Source organism: Streptomyces sp. NBC_00459 (assembly GCF_036013955.1).
In the GTDB taxonomy this organism is placed as follows: domain Bacteria; phylum Actinomycetota; class Actinomycetes; order Streptomycetales; family Streptomycetaceae; genus Streptomyces.
This window is the reverse complement of the sequence record NZ_CP107903.1, coordinates 3,023,234-3,041,753: the sequence shown is the minus strand read 5'-3', so window position 1 is coordinate 3,041,753 and position 18,520 is coordinate 3,023,234. Positions and strand designations below refer to the sequence as shown.

The window sequence follows — 18,520 nt, the reverse complement described above, 5'->3', positions numbered from 1 at the left end:
TCCTCGGGGGCGCCGACCCCGAACCCCCGCTCCTCAAGCGCGGAGAGGCTGAACATCCAGCACGTCCGGCGTTTGAGGACGAGGGCCCGTCCAGGGCGTAGCGGGGCGGGAAATCGGGCGCTCACGGAACGCCCGTACCTCCTCGGCAGAGCCGAGTCAGACCGTCGGCCACCCCGGCACCGTCGGCAGCACCCGCGCGGCGACCCGGAGCAGTGCCGTGCCGTCGGGGGGCAGGTCGTCCTGGCGCCAGATGGAGATCTCGTACGTACCGCCGCCGTCCTTGGGGTCCTTGGCGACCATGAGGTTGCGTGAGACGCCCCCGGGGCCGGTGGAGCCCTTTCCGTCCTTGAAGACGATGCCGAGGGTCCGGCCCGAGTAGAGGAACGCCCTGTGGCCCAGGACCGTTTTCGGCTCTCCCGTTATGGACAGGAACTCGGAGTCGACGATGTCGGAGACCGAGATGTCCTCGGACTCCGTGAGCTTCACCGAGTAGCCCTCCAGTTGGACGGTGGCCTCGGGGTCGGTCGACATGACGTCGCGCTTGTCGCTGGACGTGGCTTCGTTGCTGGTGGCGCTCCACACGCGGTCGTCGGGCGTGCCGAGGAGCGTCGGCAGGTCCGGGCGGTTGAGCGCCTCGCACAGTTGCACACCGGAGACGGGCTTCGACAGCGGTACGTCGTCGTCCGAGCGGGAACACGAGGCGGGTGGGCTGTCCTTGGGGTCGGGCTGGTTCTTCGCGATCACCCAGAAGCCCACCGCGAGACATGCGACCACTATCAGTGCCGATATGACCTGCGCGCCCTCGTTCATGCCCTTCTCGGACCTGGCCGGACCAGCCGGTCCAGCGGCTCCTGTCACCGGTCCAGTCGGTCCAGTGGCTCCTGCCGATCCGGCTGAACTGGTCGATTCAGCGGATTCAGCGGATTCACCCGATCCTGCCGGTTCGGCGGATCTGGGTACGTCGATGTCGTTGGTCATGTCCCCCACCGCGGATGTTCCCCCACCCCTCGCGTCGCGCCCGATGCGCGCGCCGGGGGAGCCTAACCGCGCGATCTCTGCTTTCGGAAGCTCCGGAGCCGTTCCCACGGCTGAAAAGTGATCTCTGCAGGACGAATCCCCAGCTGGACATGGGCATTTCAAGCCGTTGTTTTGGCATTCTCATGACAAAGCAAGGCACCCAGTGCCACGCTGCTGCCGAAGTTCACCATTCCTTCACACCCGCATCATGCGGGGCATCCCCCACTCACCCCCCACCTCCTTGCACCCGCCTGCCGTGCAGCGCTCCGGACCGGCCTCATCCCGTCGGTCCGCCCCCACGTCGGTCCCCACCACGGGCCGACCGTCGCACAGAAGGAGAACCCGTTGCCCCGGCGACACCGCCCCATCCTCCGGCGCAGACGCGCCACCGCCGCCCTCGCGATGACGACCATCGGGACCCTGCTCGCGCTGGGAGCTCCCGCCGGCACCGCGACCGCGGCCCCGACCCCGGCCGACCCGGGCCCGGCCAAGATCAGCGCCGAGCCTCGCGCAGGAGCCGCAGCCGTGCCCCTGTCGGCGGCCCGCCGCGCCTCACTGATCAAGAGCGCGCAGACCGCGTCCGGCGCCACGGCCCGTCAACTCGCCCTCGGCGCCCAGGAGAAGCTCGTCGTCAAGGACGTCGTCCAGGACGCCGACGGCACCACCCACACCCGCTACGAACGCACCTACGCCGGACTGCCCGTCCTCGGTGGCGACCTGGTCGTTCACCTCAAGAGCAACCGCACCACCGTTTCCAAGGCGAGCGGGGCGACCCTCGCGCTGCCGTCCCTCACCCCGAAGCTCTCCGCGGCCAACGCCACCGGCAAGGCTCTCGCGGCGGCGAAGGGTGCCGACGTCACCGGCGCCGAGGCCGAGCGCGCGGCCCGCCTCGTCGTCTGGGCCGGCGCCGCCAAGCCCGTCCTGGCCTGGGAGACAGTGGTCGAGGGTGTCCAGCCGGACGGCACGCCCAGTGAACTGCAGGTGGTCACCGACGCCGGTACGGGCAAGCAGATCCTTGCTGCCGAGAAGGTGCACACCGGCGAAGGCACCGGCCAGTACGTCGGCACGGTTCCCCTCGGCAGCACCCTCTCGGGATCGACGTACCAGCTCACCGACGGCGCCCGCGCCGGGCACAAGACGTACGACCTGAACCAGGGCACCTCCGGCACCGGCACCCTCTTCACAGACGACAACGATGTCTGGGGCAACGGTCTGCCGTCCAACCGCCAGACGGCCGGTGTCGACGTGGCCTTCGGCGCAGCGGCAACCTGGGACTACTACAAGGACGTCTACGGCCGCAACGGCATCCGCAACGACGGTGTCGCCGCCTACAGCCGGGCCCACTACGGCAGCAGCTACGTCAACGCCTTCTGGCAGGACAGCTGCTTCTGCATGACCTACGGCGACGGCTCAGGCAACACGCACCCGCTGACCTCCCTCGACGTGGCCGCCCACGAGATGAGCCACGGTGTCACCGCCGCCACCGCCAACCTGACCTACTCGGGCGAGTCCGGCGGTCTCAACGAGGCGACCTCCGACATCTTCGCCGCGGCCGTCGAGTTCCACGCGAACCTCGCCGCCGACCCCGGTGACTACCTCGTCGGCGAGAAGATCGACATCAACGGCAACGGCACTCCGCTGCGTTACATGGACAAGCCCTCCAAGGACGGTTCCTCCCGCGACAGTTGGAGCTCCACCCTGGGCAGTGTCGACGTCCACTACTCCTCGGGCCCCGCGAACCACTTCTTCTACCTGCTCTCCGAGGGCAGCGGCGCCAAGACCGTCAACGGCGTCGCCTACGACAGCCCGACCTACGACGGCCAGGCCGTCACCGGCATCGGCATCGAGAACGCCGCCGCCGTCTGGTACCGGGCGCTGACGACATACATGACCTCGTCGACCAACTACGCGGGCGCCCGCACCGCCACCCTCCAGGCGGCCGGTGACCTGTTCGGCGCCTACAGCCCCACCTACCTCGCTGTCGCCGACGCCTGGGCCGCCATCAACGTCGGCAGCCGGATAGCCCTCGGCGTCAACGTCGCCCCGGTCGCCGACCAGACCAGCGGCGTCGGCCAGGCGGTCAGCCTCCAGGTGGACGCGTACACCACCAACTCCGGTGCGGGCCTGACCTATGAGGCCACCGGCCTGCCCGACGGTCTGACCCTCAGCGCGAGCGGCCTGATCTCCGGGACGCCGACCACCGTCGGCACCAGCGATGTCGCCGTCACGGTCACGGACAGCACGGGCGCGTCCGTCACGGACACCTTCACCTGGCGGGTCGCGTACATCTACGCCACGACCACCCGCGTCGACATCCCCGACAACGGTGCCGCCGTGGAGTCCCCGATCACCATCGCGGCCCGCGACGGCAACGCCTCCGCCACCACCTCGGTCTACGTCAACATCGTCCACACCTACCGCGGTGACCTGACCGTCGACCTGGTCGGCCCCAACGGCACCGTCTACTCGCTCCTCAACCGCACCGGCGGCTCCGCCGACAACGTCGACCAGACCTTCACGGTCAACGCCTCGGCCCAGCCCGTCAACGGCACGTGGAAGCTGCGCGTGCAGGACCGGGCGTCGATCGACGTCGGGTACATCCAGAGCTGGCAGCTCACTCCCTGACCCCACCGACAAGCAGTACGGGCCCGTCCGAGACCTTGCTGTCCCGGACGGGTTCTTTTGCCGGTGCCTGATGTCCCGCATCTCGCGAAACACCCTGCGTGGAACGGCAGTCGACGCCTCACGGGCATCACTTTTCCGGAGGCGCCGCTACCCGTGGCCGTGCCCTCCCCGCCGCAGTACGTTCCCCGCAGCGCGCCTGCCCTTCCTTCGGCGGACGGGGTCGGGGGACCGACACGGCCGGCGCGAGGGAGGCGAACATGTCTGTTCAGTGGCAGGAAAACCCGTACACGTTCTATGGCAAACAGTCGTTATCGCACACCGCACGCAGGCAGGCGCCGGGCTCGATGGAGTGCTGGGCGTACTGTCTGGGCGCGGTGGCGGGGATGGACTGGAGCTCGACCGCCCAGTTCTCCGCTCTCGACGACATGATCAAGGGGCAGGACACCGCGCAGACCTACGAGCTGGTGGAGTCGATCAACAAGGCGAACGGGGTCCCGCTGCTGCGCAGGACCGGCCGCTGGTACTCGCCGGAGTGGAACCCCGACCAGCTCAAGGAGTACTTCCCCGCCGCCGTCGCCATCGTCGGCCACTTCGTGGTCGCGCTGGCCATAGGAAAGGCGCCGCAGCGCCCCGATGTGGTCCGCTACTGGGACCCGGCGGACGCACAGATCCACACGGTGGAAGTGGAGGCGTTCAAGCAGCAGTTCGAACCCGAGTTCAGCATCGCGAAGGCGGTGTAGGGGAGCCGCGCCCGGGCGGGAGCGGCTCGGTCAACCCACAGCCCTGACGAACTCCCCCCAGGCGCCCGCCCCGACAAGCACCACGGGCCCGTCCGAGACCTTGCTGTCTCGGACGGGCACGACGCCGGGGACTCCGTCGGCTACCTCGACGCAGTCCCCGCCTTCGCCGTTGCTGTAGGTGCTCTTGCGCCAGCGGGCGGCGCCGATGAAGTCGTGCGCTACCTCTACGCATTCGCCGCCCTCGCCGTTGCTGTAACTGCTCTTGCGCCAGCGGGCGTTGGTCAGGTCGTACTCGCGCATCGTCTGTAGTCCTCAGCGGCCGATTCGATCAGGGCGAGGGACGCCTCCGGGGAGAGTGCGGCGCCCCTTAGCAGATCGTATGCGCGCTGTGCCCGCTTCACCACTGCCGGATCGTCAAGCAGATGACCCGAAAACGAGGTCTCTGTATAGAGGGTCGGCGGTGCGTCATCGAACTCCATGAGCTGCACCATCCCGCCCATGGAGGCGAAGGCTCCCGCCGAGTACGGGACCACGGTCACCCAGGCTTTCCGCTCGCGGGCGAGGACCGCGATGTGCTCCAGTTGCTCGGCCATGGCCGCCGGCCCGCCGACCGGCGTGCGCAGGGTGTTCTCGTGCAGGATCGCCCAATACTCGGGCCTTGTAGCGTCCTTGAGGATGCGCGACCGCTCCAGCCGAGCGCCCACCTTTTCGTCCACGTAGTCGTCCGTGACGAACGGGTTGGCCGCGAGCGTGACCGCCCGAGCGTAGGCGGCCGTCTGGAGCAGGCCCGGGATCACGGTCGGCGCGAACTGGCAGATCTTCGTCGCCGTCCGCTCAAGCTCCACAACCGCCGCGAAGTAATCCGCGTACCGCTTGTCGTCGATGAGCTTGCGCCAGGTGCGCTCGAAAAAACCTGCGGTTTGTAGTACCTCGTCAATCCGTACCGCAACATCCAACTGCGGCTTCCGAATTGCCTGTTCGAACTGCCCGATGTAGCCCCCGGAGACGAAGACCATCGCCCCCAACTCCACTTGCGTTAACCCCGCCTCCTCCCGCCGCCGCTTCAACTCCGTCCCGAAGAACTCCCACGCCGCCTGTCGCTGTGACCCATGTGAACCATTGGCCATAACCGAACCGAACCCCCTTCGACTGCACCGCCGTTGCTGCGCCCAGAGCCTTCCGAGTGTAGGCACAGCACGTCATCGTAGAAGTGCGAAGAGTGAAACTCGATTGATCAGGGGAGCACGGTGGCGGCACGAAAGACGGCACGACAGACGGCACACTCGACGGCCTGCGTCGAAGAAGCGGAGGAAATTGTGAAGGAATTGCGGATGGCGTTGAAAAGCGCCGGGATTACTCTGCCGTCGCTCCGATTGGACGCGGCGAGTGTGGCCCGGGAAGCGCCCTGTCCGCTCATCGAATTGGGGCGCTGCAACGTCGAGACGGCGGCCCGGATCGCGGCGGCGCTGCGATGAACGACGTGCGGCCGGCGAAGTCGGGAAGGCCGGGGCGGCCGGAGATCGGGGCGTACGTCGTGGACACCCGCACCGCGAAGGTGGGGATCGTCATGGGGCACGAGGGCCCCTACGTCCAGCTCAGGTCGTACGGCGGCGGCCGGGAGTGGGACGCGGCCCCGGACGCCCTCCGGCCCGCCACCCCGGCGGAACGCCTCAGCGCGGCCACGGCGTACGCGAACGCCCGCAGTCGGGGCGAGGTTCCTTGAGGGTCCCCGGCGGTGAGGCCGGTCACCCCGTTCCGTACGCGACAATGGCCCCATGAGCCTGTTCCGTGACGACGGCGTCGTGCTGCGTACCCAGAAGCTGGGTGAGGCCGACCGGATCATCACGCTGCTCACGCGCGGTCACGGGCGGGTGCGGGCCGTGGCTCGGGGGGTGCGGCGGACCAAGTCCAAGTTCGGGGCCCGGCTCGAACCGTTCTCCCACGTCGACGTGCAGTTCTTCTCGCGGGGGAGCGACCTGGTCGGGCGTGGGCTGCCACTCTGCACGCAGAGCGAGACCATCGCTCCGTACGGTGGCGGCATCGTCACCGACTACGCCCGATACACCGCCGGGACGGCCATGCTGGAGACGGCGGAACGGTTCACCGACCACGAGGGCGAGCCCGCCGTACAGCAGTATTTGTTGCTGGTCGGCGCGCTGCGCACCCTCGCCCGTGCCGAGCACGAGCCCCACCTCATCCTCGACGCGTTCCTCCTGCGCTCCCTCGCCGTCAACGGCTACGCGCCCACCTTCAGTGACTGCGCGCGGTGCGGGATGGCCGGCCCGAACCGGTTCTTCTCGGTGTCCGCCGGAGGCTCCGTCTGCGTCGACTGCCGGGTGGCCGGCAGCGTCGTACCCTCTCCCCAGGCCCTCGAACTGCTCGGCGCGCTGCTGACGGGCGACTGGGAGACCGCGGACGCGTGTGAGCCGCGTCACGTCAGGGAGGGGAGCGGGCTGGTGTCCGCCTACCTGCACTGGCACCTGGAGCGCGGGCTGCGCTCGCTGCGCTATGTAGAGAAGAACTAGAAGCAAGCCGAGCCGTACGCCGTACGGACAACACGGCAGAAGCAACAAGGAGACGAGAAGCGCATGGCCGTACGCGGAATCCTGGGGAGCCGGCGCCGCGAGTACAAGACACCGGAACCGCACCCCTCGGGCGCCACCGCGCCGAAGCTCCCCGGCGAGCTCGTACCCAACCATGTGGCGATCGTCATGGACGGCAACGGACGGTGGGCCAAGGAGCGCGGGCTGCCGCGTACGGAAGGGCACAAGGTCGGCGAAGGCACCGTCCTCGACGTCCTCAAGGGGTGCCTGGAACTCGGCGTCAAGAATCTCTCCCTCTACGCCTTCTCCACCGAGAACTGGAAGCGGTCACCGGAAGAGGTCCGCTTCCTCATGAACTTCAACCGTGACGTCATCCGGCGGCGGCGGGATGAAATGGACGAGCTCGGCATCCGGATTCGGTGGGTCGGGCGCATGCCCAAGATGTGGAAGTCCGTCGTACAGGAACTCCAGATCGCCCAGGAGCAGACCAAGAACAACGACGCCATGACGCTCTACTTCTGCGTCAATTACGGCGGCCGGGCCGAACTCGCCGACGCCGCGAAGGCGATGGCGCGTGATGTGGCTCTCGGCAAGCTCGACCCCGAGAAGGTCTCCGAGAAGACCATCCAGAAGTACCTCTACTACCCGGACATGCCGGACGTCGACCTTTTCCTTCGACCCAGTGGCGAACAGCGCACCTCCAACTACCTGATCTGGCAGTCGAGTTATGCCGAGATGGTGTTCCAGGACGTGCTCTGGCCCGACTTCGACCGGCGCGACCTGTGGCGTGCCTGCGTCGAATTCGCCTCCCGCGACCGGCGGTTCGGCGGCGCGGTCCCGAATGAGCAACTGCTGGAAATGCAGCGGGACATGAAGGGCAATCAGGAGATCTGAGCGGTCGGGCTCACTCGCCCGCCCTCATCCGAGGGCTTCCCCACGGTGCCCGGGAACCGCCGACCGGGTCTCATGGGCGAAGACCGCCGCTCGCGTCCTGCGGGGCGGCCTGCACGGTGGGAAGGGTGAGCCGCACCGTGAAGCCACCGTCCGGCCGATGGGCGGCCGTGAGTTCGCCGCCGCAGATCCGGGCGCGTTCGCGCATGCCGATCAAGCCGTTCCCGGAGCTCTCACCCGGGGGCTTCGCCGGTGTGCCCGCGGCGTTGCCCACGGCGATACTCAGCCGGGCCGGTCCATGCAGCACGACGACGTCCGCCGCGACCGGACCGGCATGCTTGAGAACGTTGGTCAACGCCTCCTGGACCATTCGGTAGGCGCACAGTTCGACCCCCGGCGGAAGCAGGGCGGGCTCTCCCTCGACCTGGAGGGCGACGGTCATTCCGGTGCCGCGCATACGCTCGACCAGAGCGGCGAGGTCGTTCAGTCCGGGCAGCGGATGCAGGATGAACGGGGCGTCCCTCTCCTCATCGTGCTCGACACGCAACGCGCTGTAGATGCGCCGCAGTTCGTCCAGTGCCTCCCGGCTGACATCGCCGATGGCCCGCAGGGCGGACTGTGCGGCCGGGGGGTCGGTGGTGAACACGTAGTCGGCGAGCCCTGCCTGCACGGCGATCACCGACATGTGGTGGGCGACCACGTCGTGCAGTTCGCGGGCGATGCGTACCCTTTCCTCCGCGAGCGCACGACGGGCACTCTGCTCCTGTTCGCGCTTCATGAGTTCGTTGAGCCGCAGGAGTTGGGCCGCCCGTCGTGTCGCCCTGCGTTGCGCCCGGCCGAGCGCGAAGGCGACGGGCAGGGCCAGTACCGGCTGCGCGATGGTGAGGACGAGAGGGAGTCGACCCATCAGTCCGCTGTAGAGCATCACTGCCGTGGTGGGTGCGGTGGCGGCCAACACCCTTTCCAGGGACAGTAGTTCGCTGACGGTGATGAACGCGAGCAGCGGGGCCCACCAGTTCAGCGACGGCTGGTGCCCGGCCGCCAGATACACGGCGTACGCGGTGCACGAGGCGGCGCAGGCCGACAGCGGGAGACGGTGCCGCACGGCCAAGGGGGCGGCGGTGCACACGGTCAGTACATACGCCCAGGCGTCGAAGCTCCGATATCCGGCCGGGTGGTAGACCGTGCCCGCCACGGACCCGCCGACCGCCACGCCCACGGCCGCCAGTACGTCGAGCAGCGGGCGCATCGGACGAGGCCGCCAGGCCTCCGACAGGCGATCGAGCCACGTACCTGTCCCACCCGTCCCACTGCTCACGACGAAGCCTCCCCGGACGTGCGGACGCCGGTTCTGACGTCGTTGACGGACGATCAAGGATCTCTCGTACGCCAGGATCCAGGAAGTGCTCGCCAGCCGGCACTTCGAACCGTGTGGGTACGACAGCGGCACCCGGCGCCGAGAAAGGCGCCGGGTGCCGCTGTCGTACCCGTGGGGGGATGGTCGGTGATCAATCGTCGGTCAGCTGGTCGTGACCGCCGTGTCGTCGATCACGAAGCTCGTCTGGAGTGACGAGTCCTCGACGCCCGTGAACTTGAGCGAGACCGTCGTACCCGCGTAGGCCGACAGGCTCAGCGACTTGGCGACGTAGCCGCTGGCCGCGTTGAGGTTGGAGTAGGTGGCCAGGGTGGTCGAACCGGCCGTCACCGTCAGCTTGTCGTACTGCGTGCTGGTGGTGGTCTCGGCCGTGTCGACGTGGAGGTAGAACGTGAACGTCGTGCCCGTGCAGCCGCTCGGGATCGTCACCGACTGGGACAGGGTGTCGGTGTGGGTGGAGCCGTAGCCGTCGAGCCAGGCCTTGTAGGAGCCGGTACGGGCCGCCTGGCTGCTGGAGTTGGTGATGACACCGCTCGACGCCGTCCAGGTGGTGTTGCCGGACTCGAAGCCCTGGTTGCCCAGCAACTGCGCCGAGGTGCAGGAGCCGCCGCCGGTCGCGCTGACCGTCCAGGTGAAGGACGCCGTACCGGTGGCGCCCGTGCTGTCGGTCACCGTGACCACGCTGCTGTAGGTGCCCGCGGTGGTGGGGGTGCCGGAGATGGTGCCCGTGGAGCTGCTGATCGACAGGCCGGTCGGCAGACCGGTCGCCGAGTAGGTCAGCGAGCCGCTGTTGGTGCTGCTGGCCGTGATCGCCAGGCTGACCGCCGTACCGACCGTGGACGACTGGCTGCCCGGGTTGGTGACCGAGACACCCGTGGTCGGCACGGTGATGTGGCTGCCGACGTTGATACCGGCGAAGGCGTTGCCGACCCCGGCGTACTGGGTGGAGCTGCTGCCGTAGAGCGACGCGGCGGCGTTCAGCGCGGCGGTGCGTGCCTGGGCGTACGTGGTGCTGGACGTCATGTACGTCGTCAGCGCCTTGTACCAGATCTGCAGCGCGGCGGCCCGGCCGATGCCCGCGACGGCGACACCGTCGGAGGTCGGGCTGTTGTACGTGACGCCGTTGATGGTCTTGCTGCCGCTGCCTTCCGACAGCAGGTAGAACATGTGGTTCGCCGGGCCGGACGAGTAGTGGACGTCCAGGTTGCCCACGCCCGAGTACCAACTGTCCGCCGAGCCACCGTCCTTGTCGGGCTCGTCCATGTAACGCAGCGGCGTACCGTCGCCGTTGATGTCGATCTTCTCGCCGATGAGGTAGTCACCGACGTCGGTGGAGTTGGCCGCGTAGAACTCGACACCGGTGCCGAAGATGTCGGAGGTCGCCTCGTTCAACCCGCCTGATTCACCGGTGTAGTTGAGGCCCGCGGTGTTGGAGGTGACGCCGTGCGTCATCTCGTGCCCGGCCACGTCCAGCGAGGTGAGAGCGTGCGTGCTGCTCGTGCCGTCGCCGTACGTCATGCAGAAGCAGGAGTCGTCCCAGAACGCGTTCACGTACGCCGTGCTGTAGTGCACACGCGAGTAGGCGGCCACACCGTCGTTCTTGATGCCGCTGCGCCCGAACGTGTTCTTGTAGAAGTCCCACGTCGTCTGGGCGCCGTAGTGCGCGTCCACGCCCGCCGTCTGCGTGTTGGACCCGGACCCGGTGCCCCACGTGTCGTCGGCGTCCGTCATCAGGGTGCCGGTGCCAGACGTGCCGTTGTTGAGGCTGTACGTCTTGTGCGTGCCGCGTGTGGTGTCGTTCAGCTGGTACGTCGAACCGGACAGCGTGGTCCCGATGGTGACCGTGCCGCTGTACTGGCTGTTGCCGGTTCCGGTCTTGATGGCCTGGAACTGGTACAGCTTCGCGCCGGTCAGGGCGTCCGTGATGACGTGCAGCTGGCTCGGCGTGCCGTCGTCCTGGAGACCGCCGATCACCGTCTCCCAGGCCAGCTTCGGTGTGCCGCTGCCGGCCCAGATCACCTTGCGGGCGCTGTCGGTGGTGGCCTTCTCCGCGTCCAGCGCCCTGGCCGCGCCGAGCGCCTTCGTCTCGGCGGCCGACTTGGCGTACGTGGGGGTCGTGGACGCGACCGAGATGGCCCGCCGCGTGTTGAACGTGCTGCTCACCGTGCCCGAGGCCTTGGCGGCGGGCGGGGTGTGCACGACGAGGTCGCCGCCGAGGACCGGCAGACCGGCGTAGGTGCGCTCGTAGCGGGTGTGCACGGTGCCGTCGGCGTCCTTGGAGACGTCCTTGACGACCAGCTTCTCCTTGGCGCCGAGACCCAGGGTGCCGGCGGTCTGCGTCGTTCGCTGCGCCGCGGTCCTGATCAGCGCCGTGCGCTGGGCCGGGGTGAGCTTCGCCTGGAGCGCGCCGGCGCGCAGTGGACTCGGTGCCGGGGGCGCGGGCTTGGCGGCGGCGGGGACGGTCTGCACGCCGACGGCCAGGAGAGTCGCGGTGGCGAGCAGGGCGCCGGCCGCGGTGGCCTTGCTGGTGCGGCTGGATCTGTGGGGGGTGTTGTTCGACTTTCGTCTCACTCGTGACTCCTCCTGCGACGGCCGCGCCTTCTGCGGCCGGAAACAGAACCGGGCGAACGGGGGTGTGCGGCCCGGGATGAGCTGAGCAGTGCGTGATGTGCATGAGACGTGGGGGGTGACTGCCGGAAGAGTGGCAGCTTTGAGGAGTGCATGTCAGTAAAAAATAAGAGGTCGAGGGTTATCCCTCTGCGCGGGAAAACCTCTCAGTCCCCGGTGCGGGGCAGCAGCAGCGGAGTCGCGAGGATCAGGACGCCCGCGGCCCCGACGGCGGTCAGCGGCGTGGTGAGCGCCGCCAGCAGCCCCCACAGCGCGGTCAGCGCCGCGACGGTCAGCTTGCTGGAGACCGACCAGGCGGACAGGGTACGGGCGACCCGGTCCGCCGGGGTGTGCTGGAGCCGGTAGGTGGCGTACACCGGGTTGAACACACCCATGCTGGTGATCAGCCCGAACTGCACGACCATCACGAGGACGAGCCCTGTCGTGCCGCCGTGCAGGAACACCATCCCGACCGGCCAGCACACCCGCAGGATGCCGAAGGTGCGCATGATCCTGTGCCGGCCGTACCGCGCCACGAGCGGCCGGGACAGGCGTGAACCGAGGAGGCCGCCGGTGCAGGGCACGGCGAAGGCGAGTGCGTACTGCCAGGGCTCGAAGCCGAAGCGGCCGAGCATGAGGACGGCGACCAGCGGCGCGGTCGCCATGATCAGCCCGCTGACCAGCACGGTGTTGAGGAACAGGGGCCGCAGTACCGGATCGGCCAGGATGAACCGCCATCCCTCGACCAGCTCACCGGCGCGTGGACGCCCGCCACCGGCCCGTGGCTCCTCCCGTACGGGAAGAGCTTCGCGCGGCCCGCCGATCGCCCGGAGACCGGCCGCCGACAGCAGAAAGCTCACCGCGTTCGCGACCACCGTGGTCACCGGCCCGAGCAGCCCGACGGCGGCACCGCCCAGCGGCGGCCCGACCACGCTCGCCGTCCACATCGTCGACTCGAACCGACTGTTCGCGACGAGGAGTTGGGACGGCGGAAGCAGTCCCTTGAGGTAGGACCCGCTGGCGGCGGTGAAGGTGATGTCGGCGGCGGCGACCACGACGGCCACCACCACGAGCTGGCCGAAGGAGAGCACCCCGAGCGCGTAGGCGGCGGGGACGGTGAGCAGCGCCCCGCACCGGACGAGATCCATCGCGACCATCACCGGCCGCTTCCGCCGGAACTCCACCCAGGGCCCCAGCGGCACCGCCACCACCGCCCCGACGGCCAGCCCGGCCGCGGCCAGCAACGACACCTGGGCGGGTCCCACATGCAGCACCAGAACCGCGATCAGCGGAAACGAGTCGAACGCGAGCCACGTCCCGGCAAGACTGCTGGCGTAAGCGGCCCACAACCACCGAAACGGAGCCCCCAAAGAGGCCCCGCTCAACTGCCCGTCTTTCTCCCTGACATCACCCACGCCAAGAAGCTATCCGACGGGGAGGACAGTTTTTGGGGGCGCGAGGAACTGCGCGATCAGCCACAACGAACCGGCAGCCGAAAACGAACCGAACCTACCCCCGCCCAACCGCAGAGCACTCCGCACAGGTACCGAAGATCTCCACCGTATGAGCCACGTTCACGAACCCGTGCTCCACGGCGATCGCCTCCGCCCACTTCTCCACGGCGGGCCCCTCGACCTCCACCGCCTTGCCGCACACACGGCAGACAAGGTGATGGTGATGGTCGCCGGTGGAACAGCGCCGGTACACCGACTCCCCGTCGGACGTCCGCAGGACGTCCACCTCACCGGCGTCCGCGAGGGACTGCAACGTGCGGTAGACGGTCGTCAGGCCTACCGAGTCGCCTTTGTGCTTGAGCATGTCGTGGAGTTCCTGGGCACTGCGGAACTCGTCGACCTCGTCCAGCGCCGCCGCCACAGCGGCACGCTGGCGGGTGGATCGTCCCTTAACGGGCGGGCCGGCCGTCGTCACCGTTGTTCTCCTCACGTCTGCGCTTGCCGGGCCATTGTGCCAGCCCGGACTGTGCGCGGTCAGACGCCCGCCTTGCCGGCGGCTTCCCGGCTGGCCGGAATCACACACTCCGCGGGGTCCCCGGCCGTCTGCGCGGCAGCCGCCGCACGGGCCCGGCGCCGGGCCACAGGCGTCGCCAGCGCGGTCAGCGCGATGAACGCGCCGATGGTCAGCAGCACGATCGTCGCACCGGGCGGCACATCCTGGTAGTACGAGGTCACCGTCCCGCCGATCGTCACGGACACGCCGATCGCCACCGCGATCGCGAACGTCGCCGCGAAGCTCCGGCTGAGCTGCTGGGCCGCCGCCACCGGCACCACCATCAGGGCGCTGACCAGCAGCAACCCCACCACCCGCATCGCCACCGTCACCGTGATCGCCGCCGTGATCGCGGTGAGGAGGTTGAGGGCCCGGACCGGCAGGCCCGTCACCCGGGCGAACTCCTCGTCCTGGCTGACAGCGAAGAGCTGCCGGCGCAGACCGATGGTGACCAGCGCCACGAAGGCCGCGAGCACACAGATCGCCGTCACGTCGGATTCGCTGACCGTCGACAGCGACCCGAACAGGTACGAGGTCAGGTTGGCGTTCGAACCCGTCGGCGCGAGGTTGATGAACATCACGCCGCCGGCCATACCGCCGTAGAACAGCATCGCGAGGGCGATGTCGCCGCGCGTCTTGCCGTACCAGCGGATGAGTTCCATCATCACCGCGCCCACGACGGCGACGCCCGTCGCCATCCACACCGGTGAGGTGTTCAGCAGGAAGCCGAGGCCGACGCCCGTCATCGCGACATGGCCGATTCCGTCGCCCATCAGCGCCTGGCGGCGCTGGACCAGGTAGATGCCGATCGCGGGGGCCGTGATGCCGACGAGCACCGCGGCCAGCAGGGCCCGCTGCATGAAGGCGTAGTCGAGGAATTCCATCAGCTCAGCAGTCCCGTCCGGATCGGTTCGGCGTCATGAGCCGCGTGCGGGTGTACGTGGTCGTGGCCGGGCAGGGCGTGCTGGCCGACCGCCTTGGGGGGCGGCCCGTCGTGCGTCACACACCCGTCGCGCAGGACGACGGCCCGGTCGATCAGCGGTTCCAGCGGCCCGAGTTCGTGCAGCACGAGCAGCACCGTCGTACCGGCCGCGACCTGCTCCCGCAGCGTCCGGGCCAGCACCTCCTGGCTCGCCAGGTCGACGCCCGCCATCGGCTCGTCCATGATCAGCAGCTCGGGTTCGGAGGCGAGGGCCCGGGCGATCAGTACGCGCTGGTGCTGGCCGCCCGACAGCGCGTTCGCCGAGTCCTTCGCGCGGTCCGCGAGGCCCACGAGGCCGATGGCCCGCCGCACGGCCTCGTGGTCGGTCTTGCGCAGCACACCGAAGCGGGCACGGGAGAGCCGGCCCGACGAGACGATCTCGGTGATCGTCGCGGGTACGCCACCGGCCGCTGTCGTCCGCTGCGGTACGTAGCCCACGCGCCGCCAGTCCGTGAAGCGGCGCCGGGGGACACCGAACAGTTCGATCTCACCCGCGCTGACCGGGACCTGGCCGATGACCGTGCGGATCGCGGTCGACTTGCCCGAGCCGTTGGCGCCGAGCAGCGCGACGACCTCACCGCGGCCCACGGTGAGGTCGATGCCCCGCAGGACCGGGCGCGAGCCCAGTTCGGCGCGTACACCGCGCAGCGAAATAACGGGCTCGCCCATGCCTGCATCCTCCGTAACGATCATCAACTACCGCTCAGTTACCGCTCATTTGGCGCCCAGAGCCGTCCGCAGCGCCTTGAGGTTGGCCTCCATGACCGCGATGTAGTCGTCACCCCGGGACTTCTCGGTGATGCCCTCCAGCGGATCGAGGACGTCCGTCCTGAGATTCGCGTCCGCGGCGAGGGTCTTCGCGGTCTTGTCGGAGACCAGTGTCTCGTAGAAGACGGTGGTCACTCCGTCCGCCTTCGCCTCCTGCTGGAGCTCCTTCATCCGCGCGGCACTCGGCTCGCTGTCCGGGTCCACACCGGTGATGGCCTCCTGGGTCAGGCCATAGCGCTCGGCGAGGTAGCCGAAGGCCGCGTGGTTGGTGAAGAACACCTTCGACGCCGTGTTCTTCAGGCCGTCCTCGAACGAGGTGTTGAGCGAGGTCAGCTTCGCGGTCAACCTCTCGGTGTTCAACTTGTATTCCGCCGCGTTGGTCGGGTCGGCCTTCTGGAAGGCGGCGGACACACCGTCGGCGATCTCGGCGTACTTCACCGGATCGAGCCAGACGTGCGGGTCGAGGGCGGAGGCCTCCTCGTCGGAGTGCGCTTCCTCACCCTCGTGGCTGTGCTCGGTACTGCCGTGGTCCTCGAGCTTGGTGAGGGTCGCCGCGTCGATCTTCGTCTTCGCCCCGGACTGCGCCACCGCCTCGTCGACGGCGGGCTGGAGACCCTTGAGGTACAGGACCGCGTCGGCCTTCTGCAGGTCGACGGTCTGCTTGGCGCTGATCTCCAGGTCGTGCGGCTCCTGGCCGGGCTCGGTCAGCGTGCTGATGGAGACATGCCTGCCGCCTATCTGCTCGGCGAGGAACTGCATCGGATAGAACGACGCCACGACGTCGAGCTGCCCGGTGATGTTCCGGTCGGAGGCGCTCGAATCCGAGGAACAGGCGGACAGGGCGCCGAGGCCGAGCGCGGTGGCCGCCGCGATCGCGGTGCCCGATATGAGTCGTCGTACGTTCATGACAGTCATTTTCAATGATTCTGGAAACGATTGTCAACAAGCGGGTTTTTTGGACCCAGGTCGGACGCGCCGTGTGGTACTGGCGGGGCGCGCGGTGTGGTCCTGGCGGGGCACCCGCAGGGCCCGCTACCGGAACCGATTTGATTGGGGGGCGGGGCCCGCCGGTAACCTGAGTCATTCGCTCTGAAGCGCGCCCGCTTCCGCCCGTCCGGGACGCGTCCGCTTCATCGCCCGTCGTCGTAAATCGTCGTAATGAAGAGAGCACCGTGGCCGCCGACAAGATCGACACCATCGTCAGCCTGAGCAAGCGCCGTGGCTTCGTATTCCCCTGCAGTGAGATCTACGGCGGTCAGCGCGCCGCCTGGGACTACGGACCGCTGGGTGTCGAGCTCAAGGAGAACCTCAAGCGTCAGTGGTGGCGCTACATGGTGACGTCGCGCGAGGACGTCGTCGGTATCGACTCGTCCGTCATCCTGGCCTCCGAGGTCTGGGTGGCCTCCGGTCACGTCGCCACCTTCTCCGACCCGCTCACCGAGTGCACCTCCTGTCACAAGCGCTACCGCGCCGACCACCTGGAGGAGGCCTACGAGGCGAAGCACCACCGCCTCCCGGAGAACGGCCTCGCGGACATCAACTGCCCCAACTGCGGCAACAAGGGCCAGTTCACCGAGCCCAAGCAGTTCTCCGGTCTGCTGTCGACGCACCTCGGCCCGACCCAGGACTCCGGTTCGGTCGCCTACCTGCGCCCCGAGACCGCCCAGGGCATCTTCACCAACTTCTCCCAGGTGCAGACCACTTCGCGCCGCAAGCCGCCGTTCGGCATCGCCCAGATGGGCAAGTCGTTCCGCAACGAGATCACGCCCGGCAACTTCATCTTCCGCACCCGCGAGTTCGAGCAGATGGAGATGGAGTTCTTCGTCAAGCCGGGCGAGGACGAGAAGTGGCAGGAGTACTGGATGCAGGAGCGCTGGAACTGGTACACCGGCCTCGGTCTCCGCGAGGAGAACATGCGCTGGTACGACCACCCGGCCGAGAAGCTCTCGCACTACTCCAAGCGCACCGCCGACATCGAGTACCGCTTCCAGTTCGGCGGCAACGAGTGGGGTGAGCTGGAGGGCGTCGCCAACCGTACGGACTACGACCTCACGGCCCACTCCAAGGCCTCCGGCCAGGACCTCTCCTTCTTCGACCAGGAGGCCGGCGAGCGCTGGACGCCGTACGTCATCGAGCCCGCCGCCGGTGTCGGCCGCGCGATGCTGGCGTTCCTCCTCGACGCGTACATCGAGGACGAGGCGCCCAACGCCAAGGGCAAGATGGAGAAGCGCACGGTGCTCCGCCTCGACCCGCGCCTGGCGCCGGTCAAGGTCGCGGTCCTGCCGCTGTCCCGCAACCCCGAGCTGTCCCCGAAGGCCAAGGGCCTGGCCACCGCACTGCGCCAGAACTGGAACATCGAGTTCGACGACGCGGGCGCGATCGGCCGCCGCTACCGGCGCCAGGACGAGATCGGTACGCCGTTCTGCGTGACGGTCGACTTCGACACGCTCGACGACAACGCGGTGACGGTTCGCGAGCGGGACACGATGAAGCAGGAGCGCGTGTCGCTGGACCAGATCGAGGGGTACCTGGCTCAGCGTCTGATCGGCTGCTAGGTCCGATGCCCTGCCGTCGGTCTGGGGGCTCTGCCCCCAGGCCCCCGTTCGGCCTGAACGGCCTCGTCCTCAAGCTCCCCCAGAGGGGGGACCCCCAGACGGGCTGAAAGCTGAGAGTGGCCCCGGAGTCCTGTGACTCCGGGGCCACTTGACGTTCTAGCCCGCCGTCGGGTCCACCGTCGCCTGGTGCTCCTCGGCGAGGTGTTCCTCCGCCTTCAGCCAGGGCAGGAACTGCACCTTCTTGCGCCAGCCGCACGTGTCACAGCTCATCAGGCGCTGTGCCCCGGTGCGCGTGACGTGGACGACGTGTTCCCGTCCGTGCTGGTCCCAGCGGCTCACCCTGCTCGAGTTGATCTGCAACATGACCTCTCCGCTGTCCAGGGGATGCGTGCAGGTAGGAGTGTGCAGCA

General features: G+C 68.5%; 18 protein-coding genes. 7 read left to right on the top strand and 11 right to left on the bottom strand.

Annotated elements, in window-relative coordinates; genetic code table 11:
* Positions 1–156: 156 nt before the first annotated feature.
* Complete coding sequence (locus OHN74_RS13315; RefSeq protein WP_327694786.1) at positions 157–810, bottom strand: DUF6215 domain-containing protein; 654 nt, start codon at positions 808–810, stop codon at positions 157–159.
* 609 nt (positions 811–1,419) lie between these two features.
* On the opposite strand from OHN74_RS13315, the gene OHN74_RS13310 reads away from it, so the two are divergent.
* The gene (locus OHN74_RS13310; protein ID WP_443060551.1) at positions 1,420–3,642 is read left to right on the top strand and encodes a M4 family metallopeptidase; all 2,223 of its coding nucleotides are present in this window, start codon (positions 1,420–1,422) and stop codon (positions 3,640–3,642) included.
* Between the two features lie 257 nt (positions 3,643–3,899).
* Complete coding sequence (locus tag OHN74_RS13305) at positions 3,900–4,382, top strand: hypothetical protein (RefSeq protein WP_327694784.1); 483 nt, start codon at positions 3,900–3,902, stop codon at positions 4,380–4,382.
* 30 nt (positions 4,383–4,412) lie between these two features.
* Here OHN74_RS13305 and OHN74_RS13300 read toward each other — a convergent pair whose 3' ends face one another.
* Together OHN74_RS13300 and OHN74_RS13295 are read right to left on the bottom strand one after the other, a co-directional pair.
* Entirely contained in the window at positions 4,413–4,682 is a 270-nt protein-coding gene (locus tag OHN74_RS13300) for a DUF397 domain-containing protein (RefSeq protein WP_327694783.1), read from the bottom strand.
* Complete coding sequence (locus OHN74_RS13295; protein WP_327694782.1) at positions 4,664–5,509, bottom strand: helix-turn-helix domain-containing protein; 846 nt, start codon at positions 5,507–5,509, stop codon at positions 4,664–4,666. The genes OHN74_RS13300 and OHN74_RS13295 overlap by 19 nt, the downstream gene beginning before the upstream one ends.
* 120 nt (positions 5,510–5,629) lie before the next feature.
* On the opposite strand from OHN74_RS13295, the gene OHN74_RS13290 reads away from it, so the two are divergent.
* The 4 genes from OHN74_RS13290 (at position 5,630) to OHN74_RS13275 (ending at position 7,819) form a co-directional block, all read left to right on the top strand.
* Complete coding sequence (locus OHN74_RS13290) at positions 5,630–5,857, top strand: hypothetical protein (RefSeq protein ID WP_327694781.1); 228 nt, start codon at positions 5,630–5,632, stop codon at positions 5,855–5,857.
* Positions 5,854–6,105 (top strand): hypothetical protein, encoded by a 252-nt coding sequence (locus OHN74_RS13285; protein ID WP_327694780.1) that lies wholly within the window; start codon positions 5,854–5,856, stop codon positions 6,103–6,105. The genes OHN74_RS13290 and OHN74_RS13285 overlap by 4 nt, the downstream gene beginning before the upstream one ends.
* A gap of 52 nt (positions 6,106–6,157) precedes the next feature.
* Positions 6,158–6,907, top strand: coding sequence for a DNA repair protein RecO (recO, locus tag OHN74_RS13280; RefSeq protein WP_327694779.1), 750 nt, complete (start codon positions 6,158–6,160; stop codon positions 6,905–6,907).
* A gap of 63 nt (positions 6,908–6,970) precedes the next feature.
* Positions 6,971–7,819, top strand: coding sequence for an isoprenyl transferase (locus OHN74_RS13275; protein ID WP_327694778.1), 849 nt, complete (start codon positions 6,971–6,973; stop codon positions 7,817–7,819).
* Positions 7,820–7,889: 70 nt separating this feature from the next.
* Here the strand turns inward: OHN74_RS13275 and OHN74_RS13270 are convergent, their stop codons facing one another.
* The 7 genes from OHN74_RS13270 to OHN74_RS13240 form a co-directional block, all read right to left on the bottom strand.
* Positions 7,890–9,134: a sensor histidine kinase gene (locus OHN74_RS13270; RefSeq protein ID WP_327694777.1), complete on the bottom strand. Its 1,245-nt coding sequence runs from the start codon at positions 9,132–9,134 to the stop codon at positions 7,890–7,892.
* Positions 9,135–9,335: 201 nt separating this feature from the next.
* A complete protein-coding gene (locus tag OHN74_RS13265) occupies positions 9,336–11,762 on the bottom strand; it encodes a M4 family metallopeptidase (protein WP_327694776.1) in 2,427 nt (808 codons plus the stop codon).
* A 203-nt stretch (positions 11,763–11,965) separates the two neighbouring features.
* The gene (locus tag OHN74_RS13260; protein WP_327694775.1) at positions 11,966–13,213 is read right to left on the bottom strand and encodes an MFS transporter; all 1,248 of its coding nucleotides are present in this window, start codon (positions 13,211–13,213) and stop codon (positions 11,966–11,968) included.
* A gap of 94 nt (positions 13,214–13,307) precedes the next feature.
* Positions 13,308–13,727, bottom strand: coding sequence for a Fur family transcriptional regulator (locus tag OHN74_RS13255; RefSeq protein ID WP_327694774.1), 420 nt, complete (start codon positions 13,725–13,727; stop codon positions 13,308–13,310).
* Between the two features lie 59 nt (positions 13,728–13,786).
* Positions 13,787–14,689 (bottom strand): metal ABC transporter permease, encoded by a 903-nt coding sequence (locus tag OHN74_RS13250; RefSeq protein ID WP_327694773.1) that lies wholly within the window; start codon positions 14,687–14,689, stop codon positions 13,787–13,789.
* Entirely contained in the window at positions 14,689–15,456 is a 768-nt protein-coding gene (locus tag OHN74_RS13245; RefSeq protein ID WP_327694772.1) for a metal ABC transporter ATP-binding protein, read from the bottom strand. Before OHN74_RS13245 ends, OHN74_RS13250 begins: the two co-directional genes overlap by 1 nt.
* A 45-nt stretch (positions 15,457–15,501) precedes the next feature.
* A complete protein-coding gene (locus tag OHN74_RS13240) occupies positions 15,502–16,461 on the bottom strand; it encodes a metal ABC transporter solute-binding protein, Zn/Mn family (RefSeq protein ID WP_327694771.1) in 960 nt (319 codons plus the stop codon).
* A 266-nt stretch (positions 16,462–16,727) separates the two neighbouring features.
* On the opposite strand from OHN74_RS13240, the gene OHN74_RS13235 reads away from it, so the two are divergent.
* A complete protein-coding gene (locus tag OHN74_RS13235) occupies positions 16,728–18,110 on the top strand; it encodes a glycine--tRNA ligase (protein WP_327694770.1) in 1,383 nt (460 codons plus the stop codon).
* A 156-nt stretch (positions 18,111–18,266) separates the two neighbouring features.
* Here OHN74_RS13235 and OHN74_RS13230 read toward each other — a convergent pair whose 3' ends face one another.
* Positions 18,267–18,473 carry a hypothetical protein gene (locus tag OHN74_RS13230; RefSeq protein WP_327694769.1) on the bottom strand — a complete coding sequence of 69 codons (207 nt, stop codon included), beginning with the start codon at positions 18,471–18,473 and terminating at the stop codon, positions 18,267–18,269.
* Positions 18,474–18,520: the final 47 nt, after the last annotated feature.